The organism is Mesorhizobium sp. U510 (assembly GCF_059180695.1).
In genome coordinates this window covers 3,894,779-3,914,545 of the sequence record NZ_CP180532.1, presented here as the reverse complement: position 1 = coordinate 3,914,545, position 19,767 = coordinate 3,894,779, and the positions used below count along the sequence as shown (strand labels likewise).

Annotated in this window: 20 protein-coding genes; 10 read left to right on the top strand and 10 right to left on the bottom strand. The window is 62.8% G+C overall.

Annotated elements, in window-relative coordinates:
* Window positions 1-88 precede the first annotated feature (88 nt).
* The gene (locus ACLGL5_RS20455) at window positions 89-793 is read left to right on the top strand and encodes a polysaccharide deacetylase family protein (protein ID WP_245307127.1); all 705 of its coding nucleotides are present in this window, start codon (window positions 89-91) and stop codon (window positions 791-793) included.
* An 18-nt stretch (window positions 794-811) separates the two neighbouring features.
* Here the strand turns inward: ACLGL5_RS20455 and ACLGL5_RS20450 are convergent, their stop codons facing one another.
* Window positions 812-1,240 (bottom strand): MarR family winged helix-turn-helix transcriptional regulator, encoded by a 429-nt coding sequence (locus ACLGL5_RS20450; RefSeq protein WP_019857512.1) that lies wholly within the window; start codon window positions 1,238-1,240, stop codon window positions 812-814.
* Window positions 1,241-1,355: 115 nt separating this feature from the next.
* Between ACLGL5_RS20450 and ACLGL5_RS20445 the strand changes: the two genes are divergently transcribed.
* The gene (locus tag ACLGL5_RS20445) at window positions 1,356-1,763 is read left to right on the top strand and encodes a hypothetical protein (RefSeq protein ID WP_019857511.1); all 408 of its coding nucleotides are present in this window, start codon (window positions 1,356-1,358) and stop codon (window positions 1,761-1,763) included.
* A gap of 158 nt (window positions 1,764-1,921) precedes the next feature.
* Here the strand turns inward: ACLGL5_RS20445 and ACLGL5_RS20440 are convergent, their stop codons facing one another.
* Window positions 1,922-3,967 (bottom strand): oxidoreductase, encoded by a 2,046-nt coding sequence (locus tag ACLGL5_RS20440; protein ID WP_069091907.1) that lies wholly within the window; start codon window positions 3,965-3,967, stop codon window positions 1,922-1,924.
* A 139-nt stretch (window positions 3,968-4,106) separates the two neighbouring features.
* On the opposite strand from ACLGL5_RS20440, the gene queF reads away from it, so the two are divergent.
* Window positions 4,107-4,568 (top strand): preQ(1) synthase, encoded by a 462-nt coding sequence (gene queF / locus ACLGL5_RS20435; protein ID WP_010915503.1) that lies wholly within the window; start codon window positions 4,107-4,109, stop codon window positions 4,566-4,568.
* A gap of 6 nt (window positions 4,569-4,574) precedes the next feature.
* On the opposite strand, the gene ACLGL5_RS20430 is transcribed toward queF, so the two are convergent.
* Window positions 4,575-5,159, bottom strand: coding sequence for a YqhG/Tai3 family protein (locus ACLGL5_RS20430; RefSeq protein WP_038646147.1), 585 nt, complete (start codon window positions 5,157-5,159; stop codon window positions 4,575-4,577).
* A 45-nt stretch (window positions 5,160-5,204) separates the two neighbouring features.
* Here ACLGL5_RS20430 and ACLGL5_RS20425 point away from each other — a divergent pair, with 45 nt between their 5' ends.
* The gene (locus ACLGL5_RS20425) at window positions 5,205-7,070 is read left to right on the top strand and encodes a class I SAM-dependent methyltransferase (protein ID WP_083246713.1); all 1,866 of its coding nucleotides are present in this window, start codon (window positions 5,205-5,207) and stop codon (window positions 7,068-7,070) included.
* 342 nt (window positions 7,071-7,412) lie between these two features.
* Here ACLGL5_RS20425 and ACLGL5_RS20420 read toward each other — a convergent pair whose 3' ends face one another.
* The 4 genes from ACLGL5_RS20420 to ACLGL5_RS20405 all read right to left on the bottom strand — a co-directional run bounded on the left by ACLGL5_RS20420 (window position 7,413) and on the right by ACLGL5_RS20405 (window position 12,512).
* Window positions 7,413-8,396, bottom strand: a complete 984-nt coding sequence (locus ACLGL5_RS20420) for a right-handed parallel beta-helix repeat-containing protein (protein ID WP_083246711.1) — start codon at window positions 8,394-8,396, stop codon at window positions 7,413-7,415.
* 296 nt (window positions 8,397-8,692) lie between these two features.
* A complete protein-coding gene (locus ACLGL5_RS20415) occupies window positions 8,693-9,172 on the bottom strand; it encodes a DUF3828 domain-containing protein (protein WP_019857504.1) in 480 nt (159 codons plus the stop codon).
* 96 nt (window positions 9,173-9,268) lie between these two features.
* Window positions 9,269-10,918 (bottom strand): ABC transporter substrate-binding protein, encoded by a 1,650-nt coding sequence (locus ACLGL5_RS20410; RefSeq protein ID WP_494372753.1) that lies wholly within the window; start codon window positions 10,916-10,918, stop codon window positions 9,269-9,271.
* Between the two features lie 43 nt (window positions 10,919-10,961).
* A complete protein-coding gene (locus ACLGL5_RS20405) occupies window positions 10,962-12,512 on the bottom strand; it encodes a trimethylamine methyltransferase family protein (protein WP_494372752.1) in 1,551 nt (516 codons plus the stop codon).
* Between the two features lie 88 nt (window positions 12,513-12,600).
* Between ACLGL5_RS20405 and ACLGL5_RS20400 the strand changes: the two genes are divergently transcribed.
* The 3 genes from ACLGL5_RS20400 to ACLGL5_RS20390 all read left to right on the top strand — a co-directional run bounded on the left by ACLGL5_RS20400 (window position 12,601) and on the right by ACLGL5_RS20390 (window position 15,778).
* On the top strand, window positions 12,601-13,503 hold the full coding sequence (locus ACLGL5_RS20400) for a LysR substrate-binding domain-containing protein (RefSeq protein WP_019857500.1): 903 nt from the start codon (window positions 12,601-12,603) through the stop codon (window positions 13,501-13,503).
* A gap of 66 nt (window positions 13,504-13,569) precedes the next feature.
* Window positions 13,570-15,459: a DNA mismatch repair endonuclease MutL gene (mutL, locus tag ACLGL5_RS20395; protein WP_069091905.1), complete on the top strand. Its 1,890-nt coding sequence runs from the start codon at window positions 13,570-13,572 to the stop codon at window positions 15,457-15,459.
* 4 nt (window positions 15,460-15,463) lie between these two features.
* Window positions 15,464-15,778, top strand: a complete 315-nt coding sequence (locus tag ACLGL5_RS20390; protein ID WP_069091904.1) for a DUF1905 domain-containing protein — start codon at window positions 15,464-15,466, stop codon at window positions 15,776-15,778.
* Window positions 15,779-15,859: 81 nt separating this feature from the next.
* Here the strand turns inward: ACLGL5_RS20390 and ACLGL5_RS20385 are convergent, their stop codons facing one another.
* Window positions 15,860-16,753, bottom strand: a complete 894-nt coding sequence (locus ACLGL5_RS20385; protein WP_064984811.1) for a DMT family transporter — start codon at window positions 16,751-16,753, stop codon at window positions 15,860-15,862.
* A 92-nt stretch (window positions 16,754-16,845) separates the two neighbouring features.
* Here ACLGL5_RS20385 and ACLGL5_RS20380 point away from each other — a divergent pair, with 92 nt between their 5' ends.
* Window positions 16,846-17,772, top strand: a complete 927-nt coding sequence (locus tag ACLGL5_RS20380; protein WP_038646136.1) for a LysR substrate-binding domain-containing protein — start codon at window positions 16,846-16,848, stop codon at window positions 17,770-17,772.
* A gap of 25 nt (window positions 17,773-17,797) precedes the next feature.
* Here ACLGL5_RS20380 and ACLGL5_RS20375 read toward each other — a convergent pair whose 3' ends face one another.
* Entirely contained in the window at window positions 17,798-18,202 is a 405-nt protein-coding gene (locus tag ACLGL5_RS20375; RefSeq protein WP_236952083.1) for a hypothetical protein, read from the bottom strand.
* Here ACLGL5_RS20375 and ACLGL5_RS20370 point away from each other — a divergent pair.
* Window positions 18,192-18,515 (top strand): hypothetical protein, encoded by a 324-nt coding sequence (locus ACLGL5_RS20370; protein ID WP_245307126.1) that lies wholly within the window; start codon window positions 18,192-18,194, stop codon window positions 18,513-18,515. The genes ACLGL5_RS20375 and ACLGL5_RS20370 overlap by 11 nt on opposite strands.
* Window positions 18,512-18,745 (top strand): DUF2093 domain-containing protein, encoded by a 234-nt coding sequence (locus tag ACLGL5_RS20365; protein WP_010915490.1) that lies wholly within the window; start codon window positions 18,512-18,514, stop codon window positions 18,743-18,745. Before ACLGL5_RS20370 ends, ACLGL5_RS20365 begins: the two co-directional genes overlap by 4 nt.
* Here the strand turns inward: ACLGL5_RS20365 and lpxK are convergent.
* Entirely contained in the window at window positions 18,742-19,767 is a 1,026-nt protein-coding gene (gene lpxK / locus ACLGL5_RS20360; RefSeq protein WP_069091903.1) for a tetraacyldisaccharide 4'-kinase, read from the bottom strand. The two genes, ACLGL5_RS20365 and lpxK, sit on opposite strands and share 4 nt — an antisense overlap.

Genomic DNA, 19,767 nt, shown 5'->3' with positions numbered 1-19,767 from the left:
CCAGCCGCCGAAATGGCGGCCTGTCGCAAGTGCAAGCGGATCGCTGGAACTTATGACATTCTTTCGGTTTGTCCTGGCGGCCGTTCTGATGTCCGCGCTGCCGGCCCATGGGGCTGATCGCACCATCTATCTCACCTTCGACGACGGCCCGCTGAACGGCACCAGTAACATCCTCGACGTGCTGCAGGCAGAGCAGGTTCCGGCAACACTGTTCATGGTCGACATGCATGCCGAGGCCAGTGCGTCCAACAAGGCGCTGGTGCGGCGCGCCGAGGCGATGCCGCTGGTGACGATCGGCAATCACAGCTACAGCCACGCCTATAATCACTACCGGCACTTCTATGGCGATACGGAAGGGGTGGTTGCCGACATGCTCATGGCGAATGCCGTGCTGGGCCTGAAGCCCGCGGTGCGTGCGCGACTGCCGGGGCGCGATGTGTTCCGGCTGCCCTCCATGTCAAAGGACGACAACTCGCTCGGGCCCGCGCAAACCGGCCGCGAGGACCCCGACTACGAGTTCGTCGCCGCTTCCGGCTTCTATCTCTATGGCTGGGACCACGAATGGGTGCACAAGGACAGCGGCGAGCCGGTACAGAGCGTCGATCATCTGGTCAGCGAGATCGATCATCTGTTCGGCTATGGCCACTTCGCCAAGCCGGGCAAGCTGATCCTCTTGATGCATGACGAGATGTTCCAGGACGGTTTTGACGGCAAGACGAAGCTTACCGACCTGATCACCGCGCTGAAGCTGCGCCACTACGCCTTCGGAGCGATCCCGAATTATGACAACTGAGCCAATGGTTCGGTGTTCCTAGCTTTCGACATTGTCGCGCAGCGCCGCCAGCACCTGCGCAAACTCCGCCAGGCGCTCGTCGGGCAGCCCCGTGCGAAGCCGCTTGTCGAAGGCAAGCGCGGCCTGGCGCAACGTCTCGAACAGCGCTTCTCCCGCTTGCGTCAATTCGACCAGATGGACCCGGCGGTTGACGGGATCGCGGCGGCGCGTCAGCAGGCCCTGTGCTTCCATCGCGTTCAGGTGGTGGGTCAGCGTCGCGCCCTGAATGCCGATCATGCCGGCGAGTTCGCGCTGATTGGCGAGTTCGCTCGACTTGACCGATAGCAGCGTGAGCCAGACCGGCAAGGTCCCGCCCGCTTCGACCAAAGCGGCGTCGAAGGCCTGGGCGACAAGCTTGGCGGTGCGGCCGAGATTCATGCCGACTGGCGGGCGTTCAAAGGGCGTCATTGCCGGACACTAGACGGTGTTTTTCCCAGATGGAACTGACTCCCGCTTTATACATTGACATCTAACTGTTAGATATCTAATTGTTAGATACCCTGCAGATGAGAGGAGAGCCGTCATGCAATATGTCTACATCGTCGTCATCGGTCTTCACGTCATGGCAGGGGTGTTCTGGGCCGGCACCACCGTCACGCTTGCCCGCGATCCCGAGATCAAGGCAGAACGCTTCATCCAGCCGCAGCTGGGCGCTGCCGGCATGGTTTTCCTGACCGGGGCGCTGCTGTGGTATTTCTTCCATGGCGCCTATTTCGGCTCGATGGAAATGGTGCTTGCACTCGGCATCCTCGCGGCTTTCGCCGCCGCCGGCGTGCTCGGCGCGATGGTCAGGGCGCCCAGCCGGCGGCTTGCCGGCGCCAATGCGGAAATCGAAACGCAACTGCGCGCCAGAATGGCCATGGGCGAACGCATCGCTGCCTGGCTGCTGGTGGTCACGGTGCTGTGCATGGCGATCGCCCGGATGGTCTGAGCATCGTCCGCGCCACAAAGCTTTGAGATCGCACGTTGCCGGCGGTGAGCCAACGACGTGCGGGCGCGCGGCCGGGCCGGCGTACATGGGCTCTCGTATGCAGGTCCGACCGCGCGCCACCGACGCCAACAATTGCGCCGGCCCGAGCGGGCCTTACGTCAGATCCGCAGGCCGAACCTGATGCCGTCATAGATGGCGGCGTGAATGTTACGCGAAGCGACCGCATCGCCGATGCGCAACAGCACGAAGCCTGCTTCGGGGTTGCGTGCCGGGAAAATGTCGCCGCCGCCGACCAGACGTTCATAGTCGATCGCACCGCCATTCTTCGAGAGCGGCTTCAGGCTGAGGTAGAGATCGTCGAGCGGCGCCGTGCCGTGCTCGACCACCACCTGGTCGACCCTGCGTTCCCCGCGCCAGCCATCGGCAAAATCCGAAGCGAGTTCGGCGACCAGTTGATTGCCCTCGCGCCGCACCGAGCGCAGGCGCGTGTTGATGGTGATGGTGACGCCTTTCTCCTGGAAAGCGCGCATATACGGCACGTGGTTCATGCCGCCCATTTCGGGGGCAAAGAAACGCTCCGGCGAAACCAGTTCCAGCCTCGCACCGCTGTTGGCGATCAGTTCGGCCGCACCCATGCCCTGATGGCCGCCATTGTCGTCAAAGAGCAGCACGTTCTCGGCGGGCTTGACGCTGCCGGCCATGATGTCCCAGCTCGACGTGACGAGATTGTCGCCGGCCGTCAGAGGCGGGTTTTGCGGTAGGCCGCCGGTGGCGACCACCACCACATCGGGCGCCAGTGCCAGAACATCATCCTTTTCCGCCCAGGTGTCGTAGCGGATCTCGACGCCGAGCCGGTCGAGTTCGGCCAGCCGCCAGTCGATGATGCCGATCAGCTCCTTGCGGCGCGGATTCTGCGTTGCCAGACGTACCTGGCCACCCGCTTGCGAGGATGCCTCCAGGATCGTGACTTGGTGGCCGCGCTCGGCTGCGACACGCGCCGCCTCCAGTCCGCCGGCCCCGGCACCGACGACGACGACTTTCCGCTTCGGCCCTTCGGTCTTGACGATGATATGCGGAATCTCAGCCTCGCGGCCGGTCGCCGCGTTGTGGACGCAGAGGGCCTCGCCGCCTTCATAGATGCGATCGAGACAATAGGTGGCGCCGACACAGGGGCGGATCTCGTGCTCGCGGCCCTCCATCACCTTCCTGATGATGTGCGGATCGGCAATATGCGCACGGGTCATGCCAACCATGTCTAGCTTGCCGGTGGCGATCGCATGGCGCGCGGTGGCGACATCGGAGATGCGCGCCGCATGAAAGGTCGGGAACTTCGTCGCCGCCCTCACCTCTCCGGCAAAATCGAGATGTGGCGAAGACCGCATGCCGGTAACCGGAATGACCTTGGTCAATGCCGCGTCGCTCTCGATCGAACCGCGGATGATGTTGAGGAAATCGACCTTGCCGGAGCCAGCCAGCCGCCTGGCGATCTCGATGCCTTCCTCCTTCGACAGGCCTTGCGAAAAGTCCTCGTCGGCGACCATGCGGATGCCGACGACGAATTTCTCGCCAACCGCTCCCCGCACCGCATCCAGCACCATGTTGGTGAAGCGCAGGCGATTTTCGAGCGAGCCGCCATACTCGTCGTCGCGATGATTGGTGGCCGGCGACCAGAAGCCATCCATCAAATGGCCGTAAGCCTCGAACTCGATGCCGTCGAGGCCGGCGGCCTGACAGCGCTGCGCGGCCGACGCATAGTCGGCAACGATGCGTTCGATGTCCCAGTCCTCGATGGTTTTTGGGAAAGCGCGGTGCGCCGGTTCGCGCACCGGCGAGGCCGAGAGCACCGGCAGCCAGTCGGCCTTGTTCCAGCCGGTGCGGCGACCAAGATGGGTGATCTGGATCATCACCTTGCAGTCATGCTCGTGGCAGGCCTCGGCGAGTTCGGCCAGCCAAGGCACGATGCGGTCATCATAGACATGCAGATTGCCGAAGGCAGCGGGACTGTCGCGTGAAACGATCGCCGAGCCGGCGGTCATGGTCAGCGCCATGCCACCTTTGGCCTTCTCGGCATGGTAGAGCCGGTAGCGTTGTTTCGGCATGCCGTCCTCGGAATAGGCCGGCTCGTGGCTGGTCGACATCACCCGGTTCTTCAGCGTCAAATGCTTGAGCTGGTAGGGCTGGAGAAGCGGATCGTTGCTGGTCATCGTCTTCCTGCGGTTTCAAATTGCGCTGGAGCAGCGGAGAGCTGCCGCATTTCCTATTTAAGCATCGGATTCGTCTGAAAACCGCTGCGCACGTTTCGGTCCGATGCTAATGAGCGGCAAATTCGAAGGAACCCCGCCCATGATCGACACCAAAACCCTTACCCAGCTCGGCGCGCACGTCGAGACGCCACAGAGCCCCGAAGCAGCGGTCCTGGAAACCGTGCCGTTTTCGCGCGGCGACGGCCCGCCGGCGATCGTGCGCTTCACCTGCCCCGAGTTCACCTCGCTGTGCCCGGTGACCGGCCAGCCGGATTTCGCCCATATCGTCATCGACTACGCACCCGATGCGGCTTTGGTGGAATCGAAGTCGTTGAAGCTGTTCATGACCTCGTTTCGCAACCACGGCGCCTTCCATGAGGATTGTACCGTCATGATCGGCCGTCGCATCGTGGCAGCAACCAAGCCGCTGTGGTTGCGCATAGGCGGCTATTGGTATCCGCGCGGCGGCATTCCGATCGACGTTTTCTGGCAGACCGGCGCTCCACCTGAAGGCGCCTGGCTGCCGGACACCGGCGTCGCCCCCTATCGCGGGCGCGGCTGAGCCCCCTCATTCGCACTGATACTGGCTGAGCGCCCATTCGCCGGTCACCGACAGAAGATCAGAAATCTTCCAGTCACCGCCAACCTTCTTGAGCTTCCATTCGAGACGGTGCTGGTGACCTTCGACAACGAACGCCACGACCACCTTGGCTTCGTCGTCGTTGACGGCCTCGACCGTGCGCAGGCTCCGGTCGATGGCGAGCTTGTCGTAGTCGGCGTTGTCGAGTGCCATGTTGGGGTCGAGGCATTCGCCCTCACCCGAAGCGCGCAGCGCGTCACTCTTGTCGAGCACGGTTTTCGCTGGATCGATGAAGTTCTTGCGTTCGGCTGGATCGAGTTCCAGCCCGGGATGTTCGTAAAAGGGCTTCACCACCGCCGTCGGCGATCCCGGCAGAACGGGCGCCGCCGGCGGCAACTCGACCGGCTTTTCCTGCGGCGCCGGCGTTGCGGCAGGAGGCGTAGCGTTGTTGTCTGGAGGCTGGCCGCCGGCGGACGGCGCGTTCGGCGGTGGTGAGCCGAACAGACCTTGAGCGGCGGCGGCGCAGGACCCAGTCAAAACGCACACGATCACCAGGGCCATAAGACGGGCCATCGCATCACTCCAGGCTTCGAACGGTCATGCGTTCAGGCCGGCGGAATGTCCAGCCTTTGGTCGTCGAAACCTGGTCACAAAGATGCAGAATTTGAGGAAGCCAACAAGCACGTCGAGGCGCACGGTTCGCGCGGCTGCCCGCGCGGAGCGTTCAAAAACAATCATTTCAGCGGAACCATCGGCGAATCAGGATCATCGGCAACGCAAACGACCCCAAAGCCTGCCGGCACCAAGAAACTTACAGCCATGTCTGGCTGGCGGGTTTGCGTATATTGTGCCAGTACCCTGGCAGGTTCCGTCAACAAGGAAGACCGTCTCTTGAACTATCTAGACGCCTTGGGGCTAACCCATGAAACGCTTCGGCCGGCCAACTATTGCGAGATCGGCTGCAGACTGGGCTATAGCCTGGCTCTGTCAAGAGTCCCGGCCATCGGCATCGATCCCGACTATGAGATCAAGGTCGCGTTGACCGCCCCCACGCGGTTGTTCAACACCACGAGCGACAGTTTCTTCGCACGCGACGACGTGGCGCAAATTCTCGGGGCACCCATCGATTTGGCGTTCATCGACGGGTTGCATCTTGTCGAATTCGCACTGCGCGATTTCATGAATCTGGAGAAGCATGCCAGCCCAGACAGCGTCATTGTCATTGATGACCTGCTGCCCCAGCACATGGATTACGCATCACGGCAACGCAACACAACTATCTGGACTGGTGATGTCTATCGCCTAATACCTATTCTTCGCCACTACCGGCCCGATCTGGACATCCGAGTTTATGATGTCGACATGAAGGGTTTCGGCCTGGTGACCCGGCTCGATCCGTCGTCGAACGTGCTCACCGCCAACTATGGCGCCATCGAAGCCGACATACTGGCTGGGAAGTGGTCATTTCCAACCGTCGCAGCCATCCGCGACCACATGCAACCACGCGCCACGGATCTGTTGGCTAACGATCTTGGGATCGTCGCGGCACAGCGCGCGGCCAAGGCTTCGATGCAATCGGACCGGCGCGCGGCGCCGGCATTGTCGCAGCGCAGGCCGCGCCTCTCGGTCATCATCTGTGCCTACGAGATGGCGCGCGAGGCCCCCCGCACGATCCTGTCCGCGACCGCTCCCTATCAGAAGGGACTGAGGTCGGATGAATACGAAGTCATCGTTGTCGACAACGGTTCAAGCACGCCGCTCACATACGACAATCTGCCGCCAAATGTGCAAATCGTAAGAGCACCAGACCCCAGGCAATCCCCGGTGTTTGCTCTGAATTGGGCTGCCCGCGAAATCGCCAAAGGGGAGATTTTGTTGTTTGCCATCGATGGCGCCCGCATATTCTCCGAACGGCTGATCGAGGAGACTGTAAAAGCTCATGACCGGATGGAGGATGCCTTTGTGTTCTCTCTGGCCTGGCACATTGGTCCTAAGGTGCAAATGGAGTCGGTGCCGGAAGGATATGGGGCAGAGATCGAAGACGGATTGATCCGTGCGGCGCGCTGGCCTGACGAGGCGGACGGGCTGTTCGGGATTTCGGTACTCGCCGGATCCTCAAGCAATGGTTTCTTCGGCGACATCACGGAAAGCAATTCTTTCTCGATAAGCCGCACGTCGTTCGACCGACATGGTGGCTTCGACGAACGTTTCACGTCCCCAGGCGGCGGCTTGGCAAATCTCGAGATATTTCGTCGCTACGTGACGCGCCCTGACGCGCGCAATGTCTGCCTGCTCAGCGAGGGGACGTTTCACCAGGTCCATGATTCGGTGGCGACCTCGGGCAAAAACAGGTGGGAGGCTTTTGCCGGCGAATACGAGGCAATCTTTGGCGGTCCCTATCTCAGACCTTCATATCATTGCTTTTATCAGGGAAAGCCCCGCGCCGGTATGGTTCCATTTATCCTGCAATCGCTTCAGGGTTGATTGCCGGTCGCCTGCGAACGCGATCGATCGGGTTTCAAGATGTTCCGTGCGGCTAAGCAGCCTGAAGGCTGCCAGCGCGGCGCCATGCAGCACCGAAACAAAGTGGCTAGATCTTTTCACCGTTTCACGGAAACGGCGAACTGCTCTAACTCTTTGTTTTGACGCAGTTCCCAGGGGAAAGCGCTACGCGCTTTTCCCAGGAAAACCGCACACACCTTTCCTGGAACTGTTCTCGCTGACGCACGCCCAAAGTCCGTGGAAAGCTTGGTCTTCAGGTCTTACTGCAGTCCACCGGACAGTGAGCACGGCCCGGTGGAATGATCTGTCATGCAACAAGAACGCTTATTGCAGCGGAGCGCCTCCAGGTCCAGGGAATGCCGTCAGCGGCGTGCCATCCGAGACATTTCCGGAAATCATGTTGTTCTTGAACGACTGCACCACACCCGATCCGCTAGCGCCGACACCGGTTAAGTTGGCGAACACGGTCGATCCGCCAAGAGTGACGATCGAACTGCCGGCGCCGCTGGCAGCCGCACCATTGGCATTCACGCCCACGCCGGCATTGGATGACACCGTCGTATTTGTTACCGTGGCGCGGACCGGGGAGGCTGCGGCAACCGTCTTCACGGTCACGCCGTTGCCGCCGTTCCCGCTGACCAGGCTAGCTGTCAACGCCATATTTATGGCCAAGGTGTTACCCGTCCCATCGACGGTGATGCCGGTGCCGTTGTTTGTGACCTCCGTTCGCGTGAACGCAGCGTTTATCCCAACGGCGCCGGTCGTCTTGATCAGAATGCCATTCGTGGCTGCCTCGGATATCCGGGTATTGCTGATATAGACTTCGGTAGGTCCGTTCGGCGCGACTTCCACGCCCTGGCCGGTGACCCGCTGGATGATCGAATCCTCGATATGCAGTTGGCCCTGACCAAGAAAGCGCACGCCATTTACGCCCGTGCCCACGCCATCGATATCCAGCCCCCTGAGATGCACAACGCTTCCAGCCGGAGCGTTGACAACGACGCCATTGGTTCCGGCGGAGAGAACCCCGCCTTCCGTATATACACAGTCGATCGTAATCGACTTGGTGATTGTCACCACACCGAAGCCACCTGGATCGAGGCAGTTGATCTCCCCGCTGACAGCCGTCTTCGAGATCGCGCCGGCAAAGGTCTTGCAAGGCGCCGTGCGGCTGCACGGATTGGCGTCGTCGCCGACGCCGGAAACCCAGGTCCGGGTCGCTTGAGCGGAAGCCGGCGTGGCGATCACCGCCATCGCCAAAGCGAGAAACAGCGATGATAATAGGTAGCCTAGAATTTTCATGATCATTCCCCCTAAATTGAACAAGAGATTCGTTCACAACCAAGCGGAGGAAGTCTAGCGCTTCGCCTTGTCAAAAGCAACGTGACGTCAAAACCGGATCGATGATTTGAATTTCTCGTGCGCGTGGCAATCCGCCAAGCTACGCAACCGCCATCATGCCATTGTTACATCGCCTTCACACTACATTCGAAGCGCTTGGCATTCCACGAAATTTAGAAAACTTCACGCGTCGGAGATGCCGAGCGCGACATGATTCCGCCGTTTCGACGCCCCCCCGGCCGGAACGGCCAACGCCCATGGCATCACTCCGGATCTTGGCCCGCCATGCATTCGAGCTGGCTCAGCGTCCAGCCGCTGGTCTTCGAAGCAATGTCCGATACCTTCCATTTGCCGTCGACCTGCTTCAGCGACCAGCGCATTTCGCGTTGCGAATCGTCTCCGTCCGAAAACAGCTTGAAGCTTGCCACCACTTGTGCCGCGTCGCCATCCACCGTCTCGGACAATTTCAGGGTTTTGGAGACGGTCTTCTGGTCGAAATCCTGCGCATCAAGACCGGGATCGAAGTCGATGCAGGCGACCTGGTCGGGATTCTTCTTGGTCGCCTGGTCGTTGAGATCGAACAGTTTCGTCACCGGCTCGACGAAACGATCCCGGTATTGTGCGTCGGCCTCGAATTTGACCGCCGGAACATAGAAGAACTTCACGGCGTCGGACGCCGGTCCGGCGAAGGCGGCCGCGGGCAAGGCTGTCGCGAGGGCGGCAAGGAGCACTGTCCGTCTCATGCAGGATCTCCGGCTTTTGATGGCTTGAAGCAATCAACACCACGCATCCTGCATACCGGCTTTTTTGCCGCTCATGAAGCCCCTGCCCGGCTCCTTTCAGCCGTCGAGCCAGACGTTCTGGAGGTCCATCTCGAAGGTCTGGTGGACGCCGTAGTTCTTCACCTTCTTGCTGGTGTGGCTATACAGCTTCTGCCAGAACGGCTGGATGATGACTCCGGAGTCCTGCAGGATCTGCTCGACGTCCTTCATCACCTCCTTGCGCTTGGCGACGTCGATCAGCGAGAGCGCCTGTTTGAGCTTGGCGTCGAAATCGGGATTGGAATAGGCCAACTCATTCCACGCCTCACCGCTGCGATAACCCAGCGCCAGCACCTGGACGCCGAGCGGACGCATGTACCAGATGGTCATCGAATAAGGATATTTCGTCCAGTCGTTCCAGAAGGTCGACCCCGGCAGCACCGTGCGCTTCACCTTGATGCCGGCATCGCGCAATTGACCGGCGATGGCGTCGCCGGTGTTCTTCTGCCAATCGTCCTCGATGGTGATCAGTTCGTGCTCGAAGTCGGCCTGACCGGCTTCCGCCATCAGTTTCTTGGCGCCGGCGGCGTCACGCTCCTTCTTGGGCAGGGGATAATATTCCGGATGGATCGGGCTGACATGATGGTTCTCGCCGACCGTGCCGCGCCCGGCATAGCCGAGCTGCAAGACGGCATTGTTGTCGACGGCCATCTGCAGCGCGTTGCGCACCCGCTTGTCGTCATAGGGCTTGTGCGTGATGTTGGTGCGGGCAACCAGTGTCGTTGCCGTCGCGACCTCGGATTTCTGCAGGCCCATCTTGTCGAGAATGTCGATGAAGTCGGCCGGGCTCTCGAAATTGAGGTCGATCTCGCCGGAATCAAAAGCGTTCACCGTGGCATTGAAGTCGGTGCCGTAGTCGACGAATTCGACGCCGTCGAGCGGCGTCTCGCCACCCCACCATTTGCCGTTCTCGCGGCGCTTCACCACCGCCTTCTGGCCTACATCGTAAGAGACGAGTTCGAACGGACCCGTCCCGATCGGCTTCTTGACCGGATCGGCGCCGTCGGCATCGAAGTTGCGGTGGACGACGAGCGCGGGATAATCGGTGAAGTTCGGGATCAGCGAAATGTCGGGTTCACTGAGCTTCAGCTTGACGGTGTGGTCGTCGACCTTGGTGATCGCGCCGTCCCGCGCCTTGCCGGTTTTTGCGTCGATCAGCGCGCCGACGCGTGCGGCCATCGAATTGCCGGCGACGCCTTTTTCGCACCAGCGCGCCAGATTGTAGGCGACGTCATCGGCATTGAAGGCATCGCCATTGTTCCAGGTGATGCCCTTGCGCACATGCAGGACATATTCGGTGGCGTCGTCGTTGATATCCCAGCTTTCGAGCAGCACCGGCTCGAAGGTGAATTGCCTGGTGTAGCGCACCAGCGGCTCCAGCCAGCTGCGCGAAATGTTGGCCAGTTCCACCCAGTCGTAGGTGCGCGGGTCCTTCTGCGCCTTGACCGACATCGAGACGCGCAGCGTGCCGCCCTTCTTCGGCTCCTCGGCCAGGGCCTGTCGCGGCGCGGCAAGGCCGATCATGCCATAGGCAAGAGCCGTCGATGCACCGAAGGCGCTCGCCAGCGCCAGGAACTCACGCCGGTCCATGCGGCCGGCGCGTGCCTCTTGCGCCATGGCCTCGATAGCGCTCGGGACGCGGTCGCCATTGCTTGTGAAAAATGTCATTTTCTTCCTCCCTTATGGTTCCCGTCGGGTCTTCGCCCTTTGGTCAACTCACCGTATCCGGCAGCTTCTCCTCGCGCCGCGCTATCAAATCCCTGAGACCTTCGGCAATACCCACGTCGAGCTTCGGTTCCTCGTAATCGGCAAGCATGTTGCGTGCTTTCTCGCGGCCGCGCGTGTCATGGTCCTTCGCCCCTTCGGCATTCCACTGTTCGTAGGAGTTGAAATCCATGATCGAGGGCATGAAGAAGGCGGACTCGAAATGTTCGAGCGTGTGCTGGGTGCCGAGGAAATGGCCCTGCGGTCCGACCTCGCGGATCGCCGCCATGGCCTCCTTGAAATCGTCGAAGGACACCCCGCCGGCGTATTTGTACCAGCCGACAAGCTGTTCGCAGTCGGTGGCGAATTTCGAATAGCCGCAAGTCAGGCCGGCCTCCAACCAGCCGGCGGAATGCCAGATGTAGTTGGCGCCGGACAGGATGGCGGCATGCATGAGCATGTTCAATTCGTATCCCGCCTGGGCGTCGTTCAGCTTCGAGCCGACATGGAAGCCGGACGTGCGCCACGGCAGCCGGTATTTCCGCGCCAGCGCGCCCATCAGATACATCATCTGGGCGGCTTCCGGCGTGCCGCCCATCGGCGCGCCGGTCTTCATGTCGACCGTGACCATGAACTGGCCGTAGATTTGCGGCGATCCTGGGCGGATAAGCTGGGTCAGCGCCACGCCGGCAAGCGCCTCGGCGTTGACCTGCGCCACCGCGCCGACGGCGGAAGCCGAGGTCGAAGCGCCGCACAGCGCGAAAGGCGCCAGGATCAGCGGCTGGTTGTGGCTCGCGTAGACCCGCATGGCGTCGATCATGGTGGCGTCCCATACCAGCGGCGAATTGCAGTTGGTGATTGCCACCAGCACAGGGTTGTCGCGGACGAACGCCTCGCCGAAGACGATGCCGGCCATTGCCATCGTGTCCTCGGCACGCTCCTTCGACGTCACGATACCCATGAACGGCTTGTCGGAATGCTTGAGCGCCGAGTGGATGATGTGCAGATGCCGTTTCGGCACCGCGATTTCCATCGGCTCGCAGATGACCGAACTCGAGGAATGCAGCGCCGGCGCCATATAGGCCATTTTGTGGAAATTGTTGAGGTCGGCGAGCGTGCCGTAGCGCCTGACATTGTCGAGGTCGCGGACGTAGGGCGCGCCATACATCGGCACGAAAATCGAGTTCTTGCCGCCGACGCGCACCGTGCGCTCGGGGTTGCGCGCATTGAGCGTGAACTCCGACGGAACCTTCGAGACGAGTTCCATCAACAGCGCGCGATCGATGCGGACGCGCGTCTCCCTGACATCGGCACCGGCCGCCTTCCAGAGCTCGATCGCGCCGTCGTCGCGGAATTCGCAGCCCACCTCCTCGAGGATCTTGAGCGATTCCTCGTGGATCAGTTCCACCGCCTCGTCAGGCACGATCTCATAGACGGGGATGTTGCGCACCAAGGTCGGAAAGGAAGCGATCGGTGCGCTTCTGAGCGCCTTGCGGCCAAGACGGCCACCGCCGCGGCGGTGGGTCTGTTCGGTCAATTCGACGGCCGGTACGTTCATGGAGCCTCCTTCTTCCCGCCACCACGTTAGCGACCCGAAATATGGCTGTGACGCTGGAAAATCCTGATCTTCTGTATAAGCTGTGCTTATGCGAAGCCTGCGCCACCTTCTGCCCTCCGCCGGCAGCCTGATCGTCTTCGAGGCGGCCGGCCGGCTGTCGAGCTTCACCGCCGCCGGGCGCGAGCTCGGCATGACGCAGGCCGCCGTCTCCTACGCGGTGCGCGGGCTGGAGGAGCAGCTCGGCGCCAAGCTGTTCCAGCGCCGCCATCGGCAGGTCAGCCTGACCGAAGCCGGCGAACGCTTCCACGCCGATGTCTCGCTGGGGCTATCGCATATCCGCAAGTCGGCCGAGGATCTCCGCCTGCAGGCGACCGGTGGCCATGTGACGCTTGCCGCGTCGACCGCCTTCGGCTCGTTCTGGATGATGCCGCGCCTGCAGCAGTTCCGTGACGAATTGCCGGGCATCGATCTGCGCATCCAGACCGCCGACCGCGACCTCGACATCATCGCCGAAGGCATCCCGCTGGCGGTGCGCGGCGGCGAGCCCCGGGACTGGCCGGACTACCATTCGCTGCCGCTTGCCGATGAGGAGATTTTCCCCGTCGCCGGCACCAGCTACCTGGCCAAGTTCGGCATGCCGAAGACCGTGGGGGAATTGGCGACGCACCGTCTCATCCATCTCGAGGAGCCGTATCGCGAGGCGGCGAGCTGGGACGAATGGTTCCAGTCGGCCGGCGGCAGCCTCGGCGACACCGCACGCGGCCTGCGCATCAATGATTATGGCCTGGTCATCCAGGGCGTGATGGAGGGGCAAGGAATCGCGCTCGGCTGGCGGCACCTTGCCGAGCGGCTGCTGGCGACGGGACTTCTGGTGCAGGTGACGGACCACGTGCTCAAGACCGGCAAAGCCTTCTATATCGTCTGGCCGAAGAACCGGGAACTCAGCGACAATGCCCGCAAGGTCAGGGATTGGCTGGCCGCGCAGGCATAAAACCGTTTCACGGTCCCACGCAGTTCGCCCTCGCCGGCACCACACGAATCCGCCTATACTGTCGCCATGCCCATTCGCCAGCTTTCCGAAACGATGATCAATCAGATCGCCGCCGGCGAAGTCATCGAGCGTCCGGCGAGCGTGGTCAAGGAACTGGTCGAGAATGCACTTGATGCCGGCGCCTCGCGCGTGGAAATCGTCACCTCAGGTGGCGGGCTGAACCTGATCCGCGTCACCGATGACGGCTCCGGCATCCCCCAACAGGAGTTGGCGCTGGCGATTGCGCGCCACTGCACCTCCAAGCTCGCCGAGGATATCAACGACATCCGCTCGCTCGGCTTTCGCGGCGAAGCGTTGCCCTCGATCGGCTCGGTGTCGCGGCTGTCGATTCGGTCGCGCACGGCGTTAGGCGACAGCGCCGCCGAAATCGGCATCGAGGGCGGCCGCGTCCTGCCCGTAAGGCCTGCGGCGGCCAATCGCGGGACCACGGTCGAGGTGCGCGACCTGTTCTTCGCCACGCCGGCGCGGCTCAAATTCATGAAGGGCGAGCGGGCTGAAAGCTCGGCGACCAGCGATGTCGTCAAACGCATCGCCATCGCCTTTCCGGCCGTGCGGTTCACGCTCGCCGGCTCTGACCGCTCGACCCTGGAATTGCCGGCGACCCATGACAGTCCGGAAGGCAGCCTGCGCCGCGTTGCCCAGGTGATGGGGGCGGAATTTCCCGACAATTCCATCGCCATCGACGCGATGCGCGAAGGCGTGCATCTGACCGGCCATGTGTCGATCCCGTCCTTCACCCGCGCCAACGCGCTGCAGCAATATGCCTATGTCAATGGCAGGCCGGTGCGCGACAAGCTGATCGCCGGCGCCATCCGCGGCGCCTTCGCCGATGTGCTGCCGCGCGACCGCCACGCGGTGACGGTGCTGTTTCTTTCGCTCGATCCGGCCATCGTCGACGTCAATGTCCACCCGGCCAAGGCCGATGTGCGCTTCCGCGATCCGGGCCTGGTGCGCGGGCTGATCGTCGGCGCCATACGCCAGGCATTGGCCGATGCCGGCATTCGCTCGGCCACGACGGGAGCCGCAGGCATGATGGCGGCATTCCGGCCGGGTGCCGCACCCTACAGTCATGGCGGCCCGGCCAATGGCCATCGCAGCTACGAAGCAGCATTCCATGCATCCGGCTCCACCGGTTTCGATCCCTCACGCTCACCGCAGCGGCCGCTCGACATGCAATTCGAGGGTGCGGGCTTCGAACGCGCCAGCGCAAAGAATGGCGGTTTTGGCGAACCCGACCAGGCGGCTTTCGATACCGGTCCGCTTGCCAGCGCCGATGCGCGCGCCGGGCAGAGCGAGGCGGCGGAGACGCTGCTCGGCACGGTGCTCGGTGCGGCCCGCGCCCAGGTGCATGAGAACTACATCGTTGCCCAGACCAGGGATTCGCTCGTCATCGTCGACCAGCACGCCGCGCATGAGCGGCTGGTGTACGAAGCGCTGAAGAACGCGCTGCATTCGCGCCCCGTGCCCTCGCAGATGCTGCTTCTGCCTGAGATTATCGACCTGCCGGAAGAGGATGCCGAGCGGCTCGCCATGCATTCCGAAACGCTCGCCCGCTTCGGCCTCGGCATCGAGCGTTTCGGCCCGGGCGCCGTTGCCGTGCGCGAGACGCCGTCGATGCTGGGCGAAACCAATGTCCAGCAATTGGTGCGCGACCTCGCCGACGAGATCGCCGACAACGACACGGTCGAGACGCTCAAGGAGAGGCTGGACAAGATCGCCGCCACCATGGCCTGCCACGGCTCGGTTCGTTCCGGCCGGCTGCTCAAGGCCGAGGAGATGAACGCGCTGCTGCGCCAGATGGAGGCGACGCCCGGTTCCGGCACCTGCAACCACGGGCGGCCGACCTATATCGAGCTGAAGCTGGCCGATATCGAGCGGCTGTTCGGGCGGCGGTAAGCCTGTGGGCGGCGAACAGACGGTCCGGTTCCGGTTCGAAGCCGAGGTGATCCACTGGAGGGGCCCTTCGCCATACTTCTTCGCGCCGATACCCGAGCAGCATTGCGACGAGATCAAGAAAGTCGCGAAGTTCGCGACCTATGGCTGGGGGGTGATACCTGTCGAGGCGACTATTGATGGCTTTATGTTCGCCACATCCCTGTTTCCCAAGGGCGGAAGCTACCTTTTGCCCCTGAAGGACGACGTCCGGCGCCAGTGCAATCTAACGGCAGGCGATTCGATTTCCGCTTCCATCGCGATACACCTTCGCGGCCGATAACGCGGCCCGCGGGCGATCCTCTTGATCGATGGTCTGGCGCGGCTCTCGTCTTGATTCGGGAAAGGCAGCCAACCCTTTGGTCTAACGCTTCAAATTCACTACGATGACGCCGCCGAGTGCCAGCGCGCCGCCGAGGATGCCGAGTAGCGTCGGCACTTCGCCCAGCCAGAAGAAGCCGATCAGGGCAGACATAGGCGAAACCAGATAGAGGAAGTTGGAGGCACGGGCGGCCGGCAGACGCGACAGCGCGGTTGCCCAGGCGGCATAAGCGATCAGGCTGGGCACGATGCCAAGAAAGATGACGGCGCCGAGACCGGCGGTGTTGGCCACGGCTGCCTGCGCGAAACCGCTCGGCAGAAAGGGGGACAGGCAAAGTGCGCCAAGAATCATATTCGAGGCCGAGATGGTCAGCGGGTGATGGCGGGCAAACAGGGGCTTCTGGACGATAGTGTTGACGGCCGAACAGAGCGCGGAGCCAAGCACGAGCAGTGCACCAGCATTGAAATGCAAGCCTTGTCCGTCTGACATTGCTATGACGCCGATGCCGGCGAAGGATATCGCCGTGCCAGCCCAGGCCCACCTTGAAAAGCGCTCGCCGAGCAGCGCCATCGCCATGATGGCGGTGAAGATCGGGCTGACATTGATGATGAAGCCGGCGGCTCCCGCCGAGACGGTCAGCTCGCCGAAATTGAGCATGACAGTGTAGAGCGCGACGAAAATTGCCCCGCCAAAGACGAGGCGCCACACCTCGTCGAGCCTGGGCAGTGCCGGGCGCTTGACGGCAAGGAAGATCGCCGCCGGCACCGCGGCGATGGCAAAGCGCAGGGAGCCCAGTTCCAGCGGCCCGAAGGCGGCAAGGCCGGCGCGGATGGCCGGAAAAGCGGAGGCCCAGCCGACCACCGTCAGCGCCACGGCGATGGCGGCCGTGGTGTCCATCCGCTGTGTCTGATTCAACGTGCCCGTCATCGCGCTCATCTCACCGTCCTCATGCTGTTCCCGTCCTGGAGGCCACAAAACGCCTTTTCCCGCCTGTTGACAAACGACCAAATCGAGGATCACCTGTGACTATGGATCACAGCTCAGACACAATGGTGCCGCTCGAAACCCTGCGTGCCTTCGACGCGGCGGCGCGAACCGGCAGTTTTTCGGCGGCCGCTGAAAAGCTCAACATCACCCATGGAGCCATCAGCCGGCAGATTGCCAAGCTCGAGGACTGGCTGGGCCTGAAAGTGTTCGATCGCGGTGCGCGCGGCGTAACGCTGACGATCGAAGGCAACCGGCTGCATCTGCGCACGTCGGAGGCTTTCGCGCTGATTTCGAGCCATTCCGACCGCTGGGTCGAGCCGCGCGGCACGGCGGTGGTGCGGCTGACCTCGATCCCCTCGGTGAGCGGGCTGTGGCTGATGCCGCGCATGGCGGCACTGGAAAACAATCCCACCAAGCTGCGCATCGTGCTCGATGTCGACATCCGCCAGGCCGACCTTGCCGATGAAGGCATCGATCTGTCGATCCGCTGCGGCCGCGGCGGCATTCCCGGCCGCGTCTCGGTGCAGCTGTTCGAGGAGCATGTCTTTCCTGTCGCGTCACCGGAACTGGCTCGCGAGATCGGTCGCGGCGACCCGGCCCGGTTGCTCAAATTCCCGCTGATCAACGATTCCGACGCCTCCGGCTGGCGCGCCTGGTTCGCCGCGCAAGGCATGGATTATCGCCCACGTCCGCAAGATCGCCGCTTCGAGGACTACAATCTGGTGCTCGACGCTGCCGCCTACGGGCTCGGTATTGCGCTGGCGCGTCCGCCGCTGACCGGGCATCAGTTGCAGTCAGGCCGAATCACCGCGGTCGACGAGCGCACCGCGCTCAATCCAGTGTCCTATTGGCTCGACCGGCCGCTGGGGCGGCCACGCACCGCAGCGGCCGACCTTGCCCGCCGTATCGCGCAGCAGGCCGGATTGGCGCCGGACAAGATCGAGGCGTTCATCGAAGCCGAGCGATAGGTCTGCCGGCCTATCTCCGATTCGTTCAGCGAAGCAGCAGCAGAACGAATCCGAACATCATTGCCAACAAACCGGTTATGATCGAAACAAAGCCGATCCTCACCAGCAGGCCCTCGGGATTGGGTGTCGCGGCGGCGTGAGATTGATTGGCTGGCCTTCGCCGTCCCGACGGCATCCCCATGGCGGCGGCGTTTTGCGGCACCGGAACCTGCTGCGGGATAAACGACAGCAAGGACACCCCGGCGGCCCTGGCGGGTGCGTTGTCATTGGCCGTTACCGAAGGCGGCACGGCGCCGCGCTGCGTTTCGGCTTCGGGCGCTGTTCTCCTCGCCACGGTCGTTGCCAACACCGCCTCGTCGCGTGTGTCGAGTTGGGCCTGATAGGCCTCCACGATGCCGGGAGAAGCAATCTGCTGCGATTTGACGGCCATCGGCGCCGCCGGCATCGCCAACAAAGCGGGCGCCGTGCGTTGGGCGAACAAAGAGGGCGCGGCGGGCTGGACCAGTTCCCTGACCAGCGCCGTCCTGACCGGATCGGCTTTCGCCGACGGCACGGGTTGCGGCGTCATCGCCTCCTTGAGCAAGGAAGCCAGGCGGGCGGAAGAAATATCCATCATGCCCCCGATAAAAGCGCTTTTCGCACCTGTCCTAGCGCCTCAGCATTGTCCGAGGCTTGTCGCAAGCTTGACCTTGGCGGCGATTTGTGGCGATGAAATCTGTATGAACCTCGGCACCACCGCATGATGAACCGTTTCGAAGGCCCGGGCGGCAAGGAAGCCCGCATCCGCTACCTGGATGGCGATTTCCAGGTCACCAGCCCCGGCTCGTTCGTGCGTTGCGCGGTGACCGGGGAAAACATTCCCTTGGATGAGCTGAAATACTGGAGCGTCGCCAGGCAGGAGCCCTACGTCAACGCCACCGCTTCGCTGCGCCGCGAGATCGAGGTGCATCCTGAGCTGCGCAAGCGCAGCTAACCCCTCAGCTTGCGCTGCCGCCAGGCATCGAGCGTTTCCTCGATGATGCGTTCGGGCACATGGTCGAGCTCGAAAACCGTGTCGATTTCCATCACATCGAGCCTGTCGAGAAAGTCCTGTGAGGCGCCGTGGCGCAACCGGGCGGCGTCCTTGGCCGTGGTGATGAGAACCAAGCCTTCGGCGCGCGCCGTCACCGCCAGTTCGGCGAGTTCGTCCTCGGCGTAGAAATGATGGTCCGGAAAGGGTTTTGAGAGGGCCACCTCGCCGCCGGCCTCGCGCACCGTGTCGAAGAATTTGTCGGGATGGCCGATGCCGGCGAAGGCGAGGAACCGTTTGCCGGCAAGCCCGGCCTTGCTGCTGGGCTCGGTATGCGCCTCGAAGATCGGCCGGCCGGCGCGCGCCGCCTGGCGCACCACGGCGTCTGCGGCGGTGCCCTCGCCCATCTTCAACAGCCCGCTGGTGAAGACCAGCTGGTCAACGATCTTTGCCCTCAGCGGACCGCCCGGAATGACGCGGCCATTGCCGATGCCGTAGCGGGCGTCGACCACGATCAGCGCGTAGTCGATATGGATGCGCGCGCTCTGAAAGCCGTCATCCATGATCAGGAAATCGCAGCCGTGCTTCGCCATGAGCAGCCTGGCGCCGGCGGCGCGGTTCGGCGTCACCGCGACCGGCGCGTGTTCGGCCAGAAGCAGCGGCTCGTCGCCGACATGCTTGGCGGCATCGTGATGGGCATCCACGACATGCGGCTCGGCGAAGGAGCCGCCATGGCCGCGCGACAGGAAACCGGGCTTCAGCCGCATGCGCTTGGCCTGTTGGGCGAGCGCGATAGCGACCGGCGTTTTGCCGGTGCCGCCGACGGTGAAATTGCCGACGCATAGGACCGGCGCCTCGATCTTCTCGCGCCTGGCCCGCCGCATGCCGCGCCCGGCGACCATCGCATAGACCGCCGACAGCGGCGACAGCGCCAGGACTTTCCAGTCCGGCTCTTCCCACCAGAATGGTGGTGCTTCGGAGGCCAC

Coding starts and splice junctions, on each gene's coding strand:
- ACLGL5_RS20455 (WP_245307127.1), top strand. CDS start 89: ATGTCCGCGCTGCCGGCCCATGGGGCTGATCGCACCATCTATCTCACC.
- ACLGL5_RS20450 (WP_019857512.1), bottom strand. CDS start 1,240: ATGACGCCCTTTGAACGCCCGCCAGTCGGCATGAATCTCGGCCGCACC.
- ACLGL5_RS20445 (WP_019857511.1), top strand. CDS start 1,356: ATGCAATATGTCTACATCGTCGTCATCGGTCTTCACGTCATGGCAGGG.
- ACLGL5_RS20440 (WP_069091907.1), bottom strand. CDS start 3,967: ATGACCAGCAACGATCCGCTTCTCCAGCCCTACCAGCTCAAGCATTTG.
- queF (WP_010915503.1), top strand. CDS start 4,107: ATGATCGACACCAAAACCCTTACCCAGCTCGGCGCGCACGTCGAGACG.
- ACLGL5_RS20430 (WP_038646147.1), bottom strand. CDS start 5,159: ATGGCCCGTCTTATGGCCCTGGTGATCGTGTGCGTTTTGACTGGGTCC.
- ACLGL5_RS20425 (WP_083246713.1), top strand. CDS start 5,205: ATGTCCAGCCTTTGGTCGTCGAAACCTGGTCACAAAGATGCAGAATTT.
- ACLGL5_RS20420 (WP_083246711.1), bottom strand. CDS start 8,396: ATGATCATGAAAATTCTAGGCTACCTATTATCATCGCTGTTTCTCGCT.
- ACLGL5_RS20415 (WP_019857504.1), bottom strand. CDS start 9,172: ATGAGACGGACAGTGCTCCTTGCCGCCCTCGCGACAGCCTTGCCCGCG.
- ACLGL5_RS20410 (WP_494372753.1), bottom strand. CDS start 10,918: ATGACATTTTTCACAAGCAATGGCGACCGCGTCCCGAGCGCTATCGAG.
- ACLGL5_RS20405 (WP_494372752.1), bottom strand. CDS start 12,512: ATGAACGTACCGGCCGTCGAATTGACCGAACAGACCCACCGCCGCGGC.
- ACLGL5_RS20400 (WP_019857500.1), top strand. CDS start 12,601: ATGCGAAGCCTGCGCCACCTTCTGCCCTCCGCCGGCAGCCTGATCGTC.
- mutL (WP_069091905.1), top strand. CDS start 13,570: ATGCCCATTCGCCAGCTTTCCGAAACGATGATCAATCAGATCGCCGCC.
- ACLGL5_RS20385 (WP_064984811.1), bottom strand. CDS start 16,753: ATGAGCGCGATGACGGGCACGTTGAATCAGACACAGCGGATGGACACC.
- ACLGL5_RS20380 (WP_038646136.1), top strand. CDS start 16,846: ATGGATCACAGCTCAGACACAATGGTGCCGCTCGAAACCCTGCGTGCC.
- ACLGL5_RS20375 (WP_236952083.1), bottom strand. CDS start 18,202: ATGGCCGTCAAATCGCAGCAGATTGCTTCTCCCGGCATCGTGGAGGCC.
- ACLGL5_RS20365 (WP_010915490.1), top strand. CDS start 18,512: ATGATGAACCGTTTCGAAGGCCCGGGCGGCAAGGAAGCCCGCATCCGC.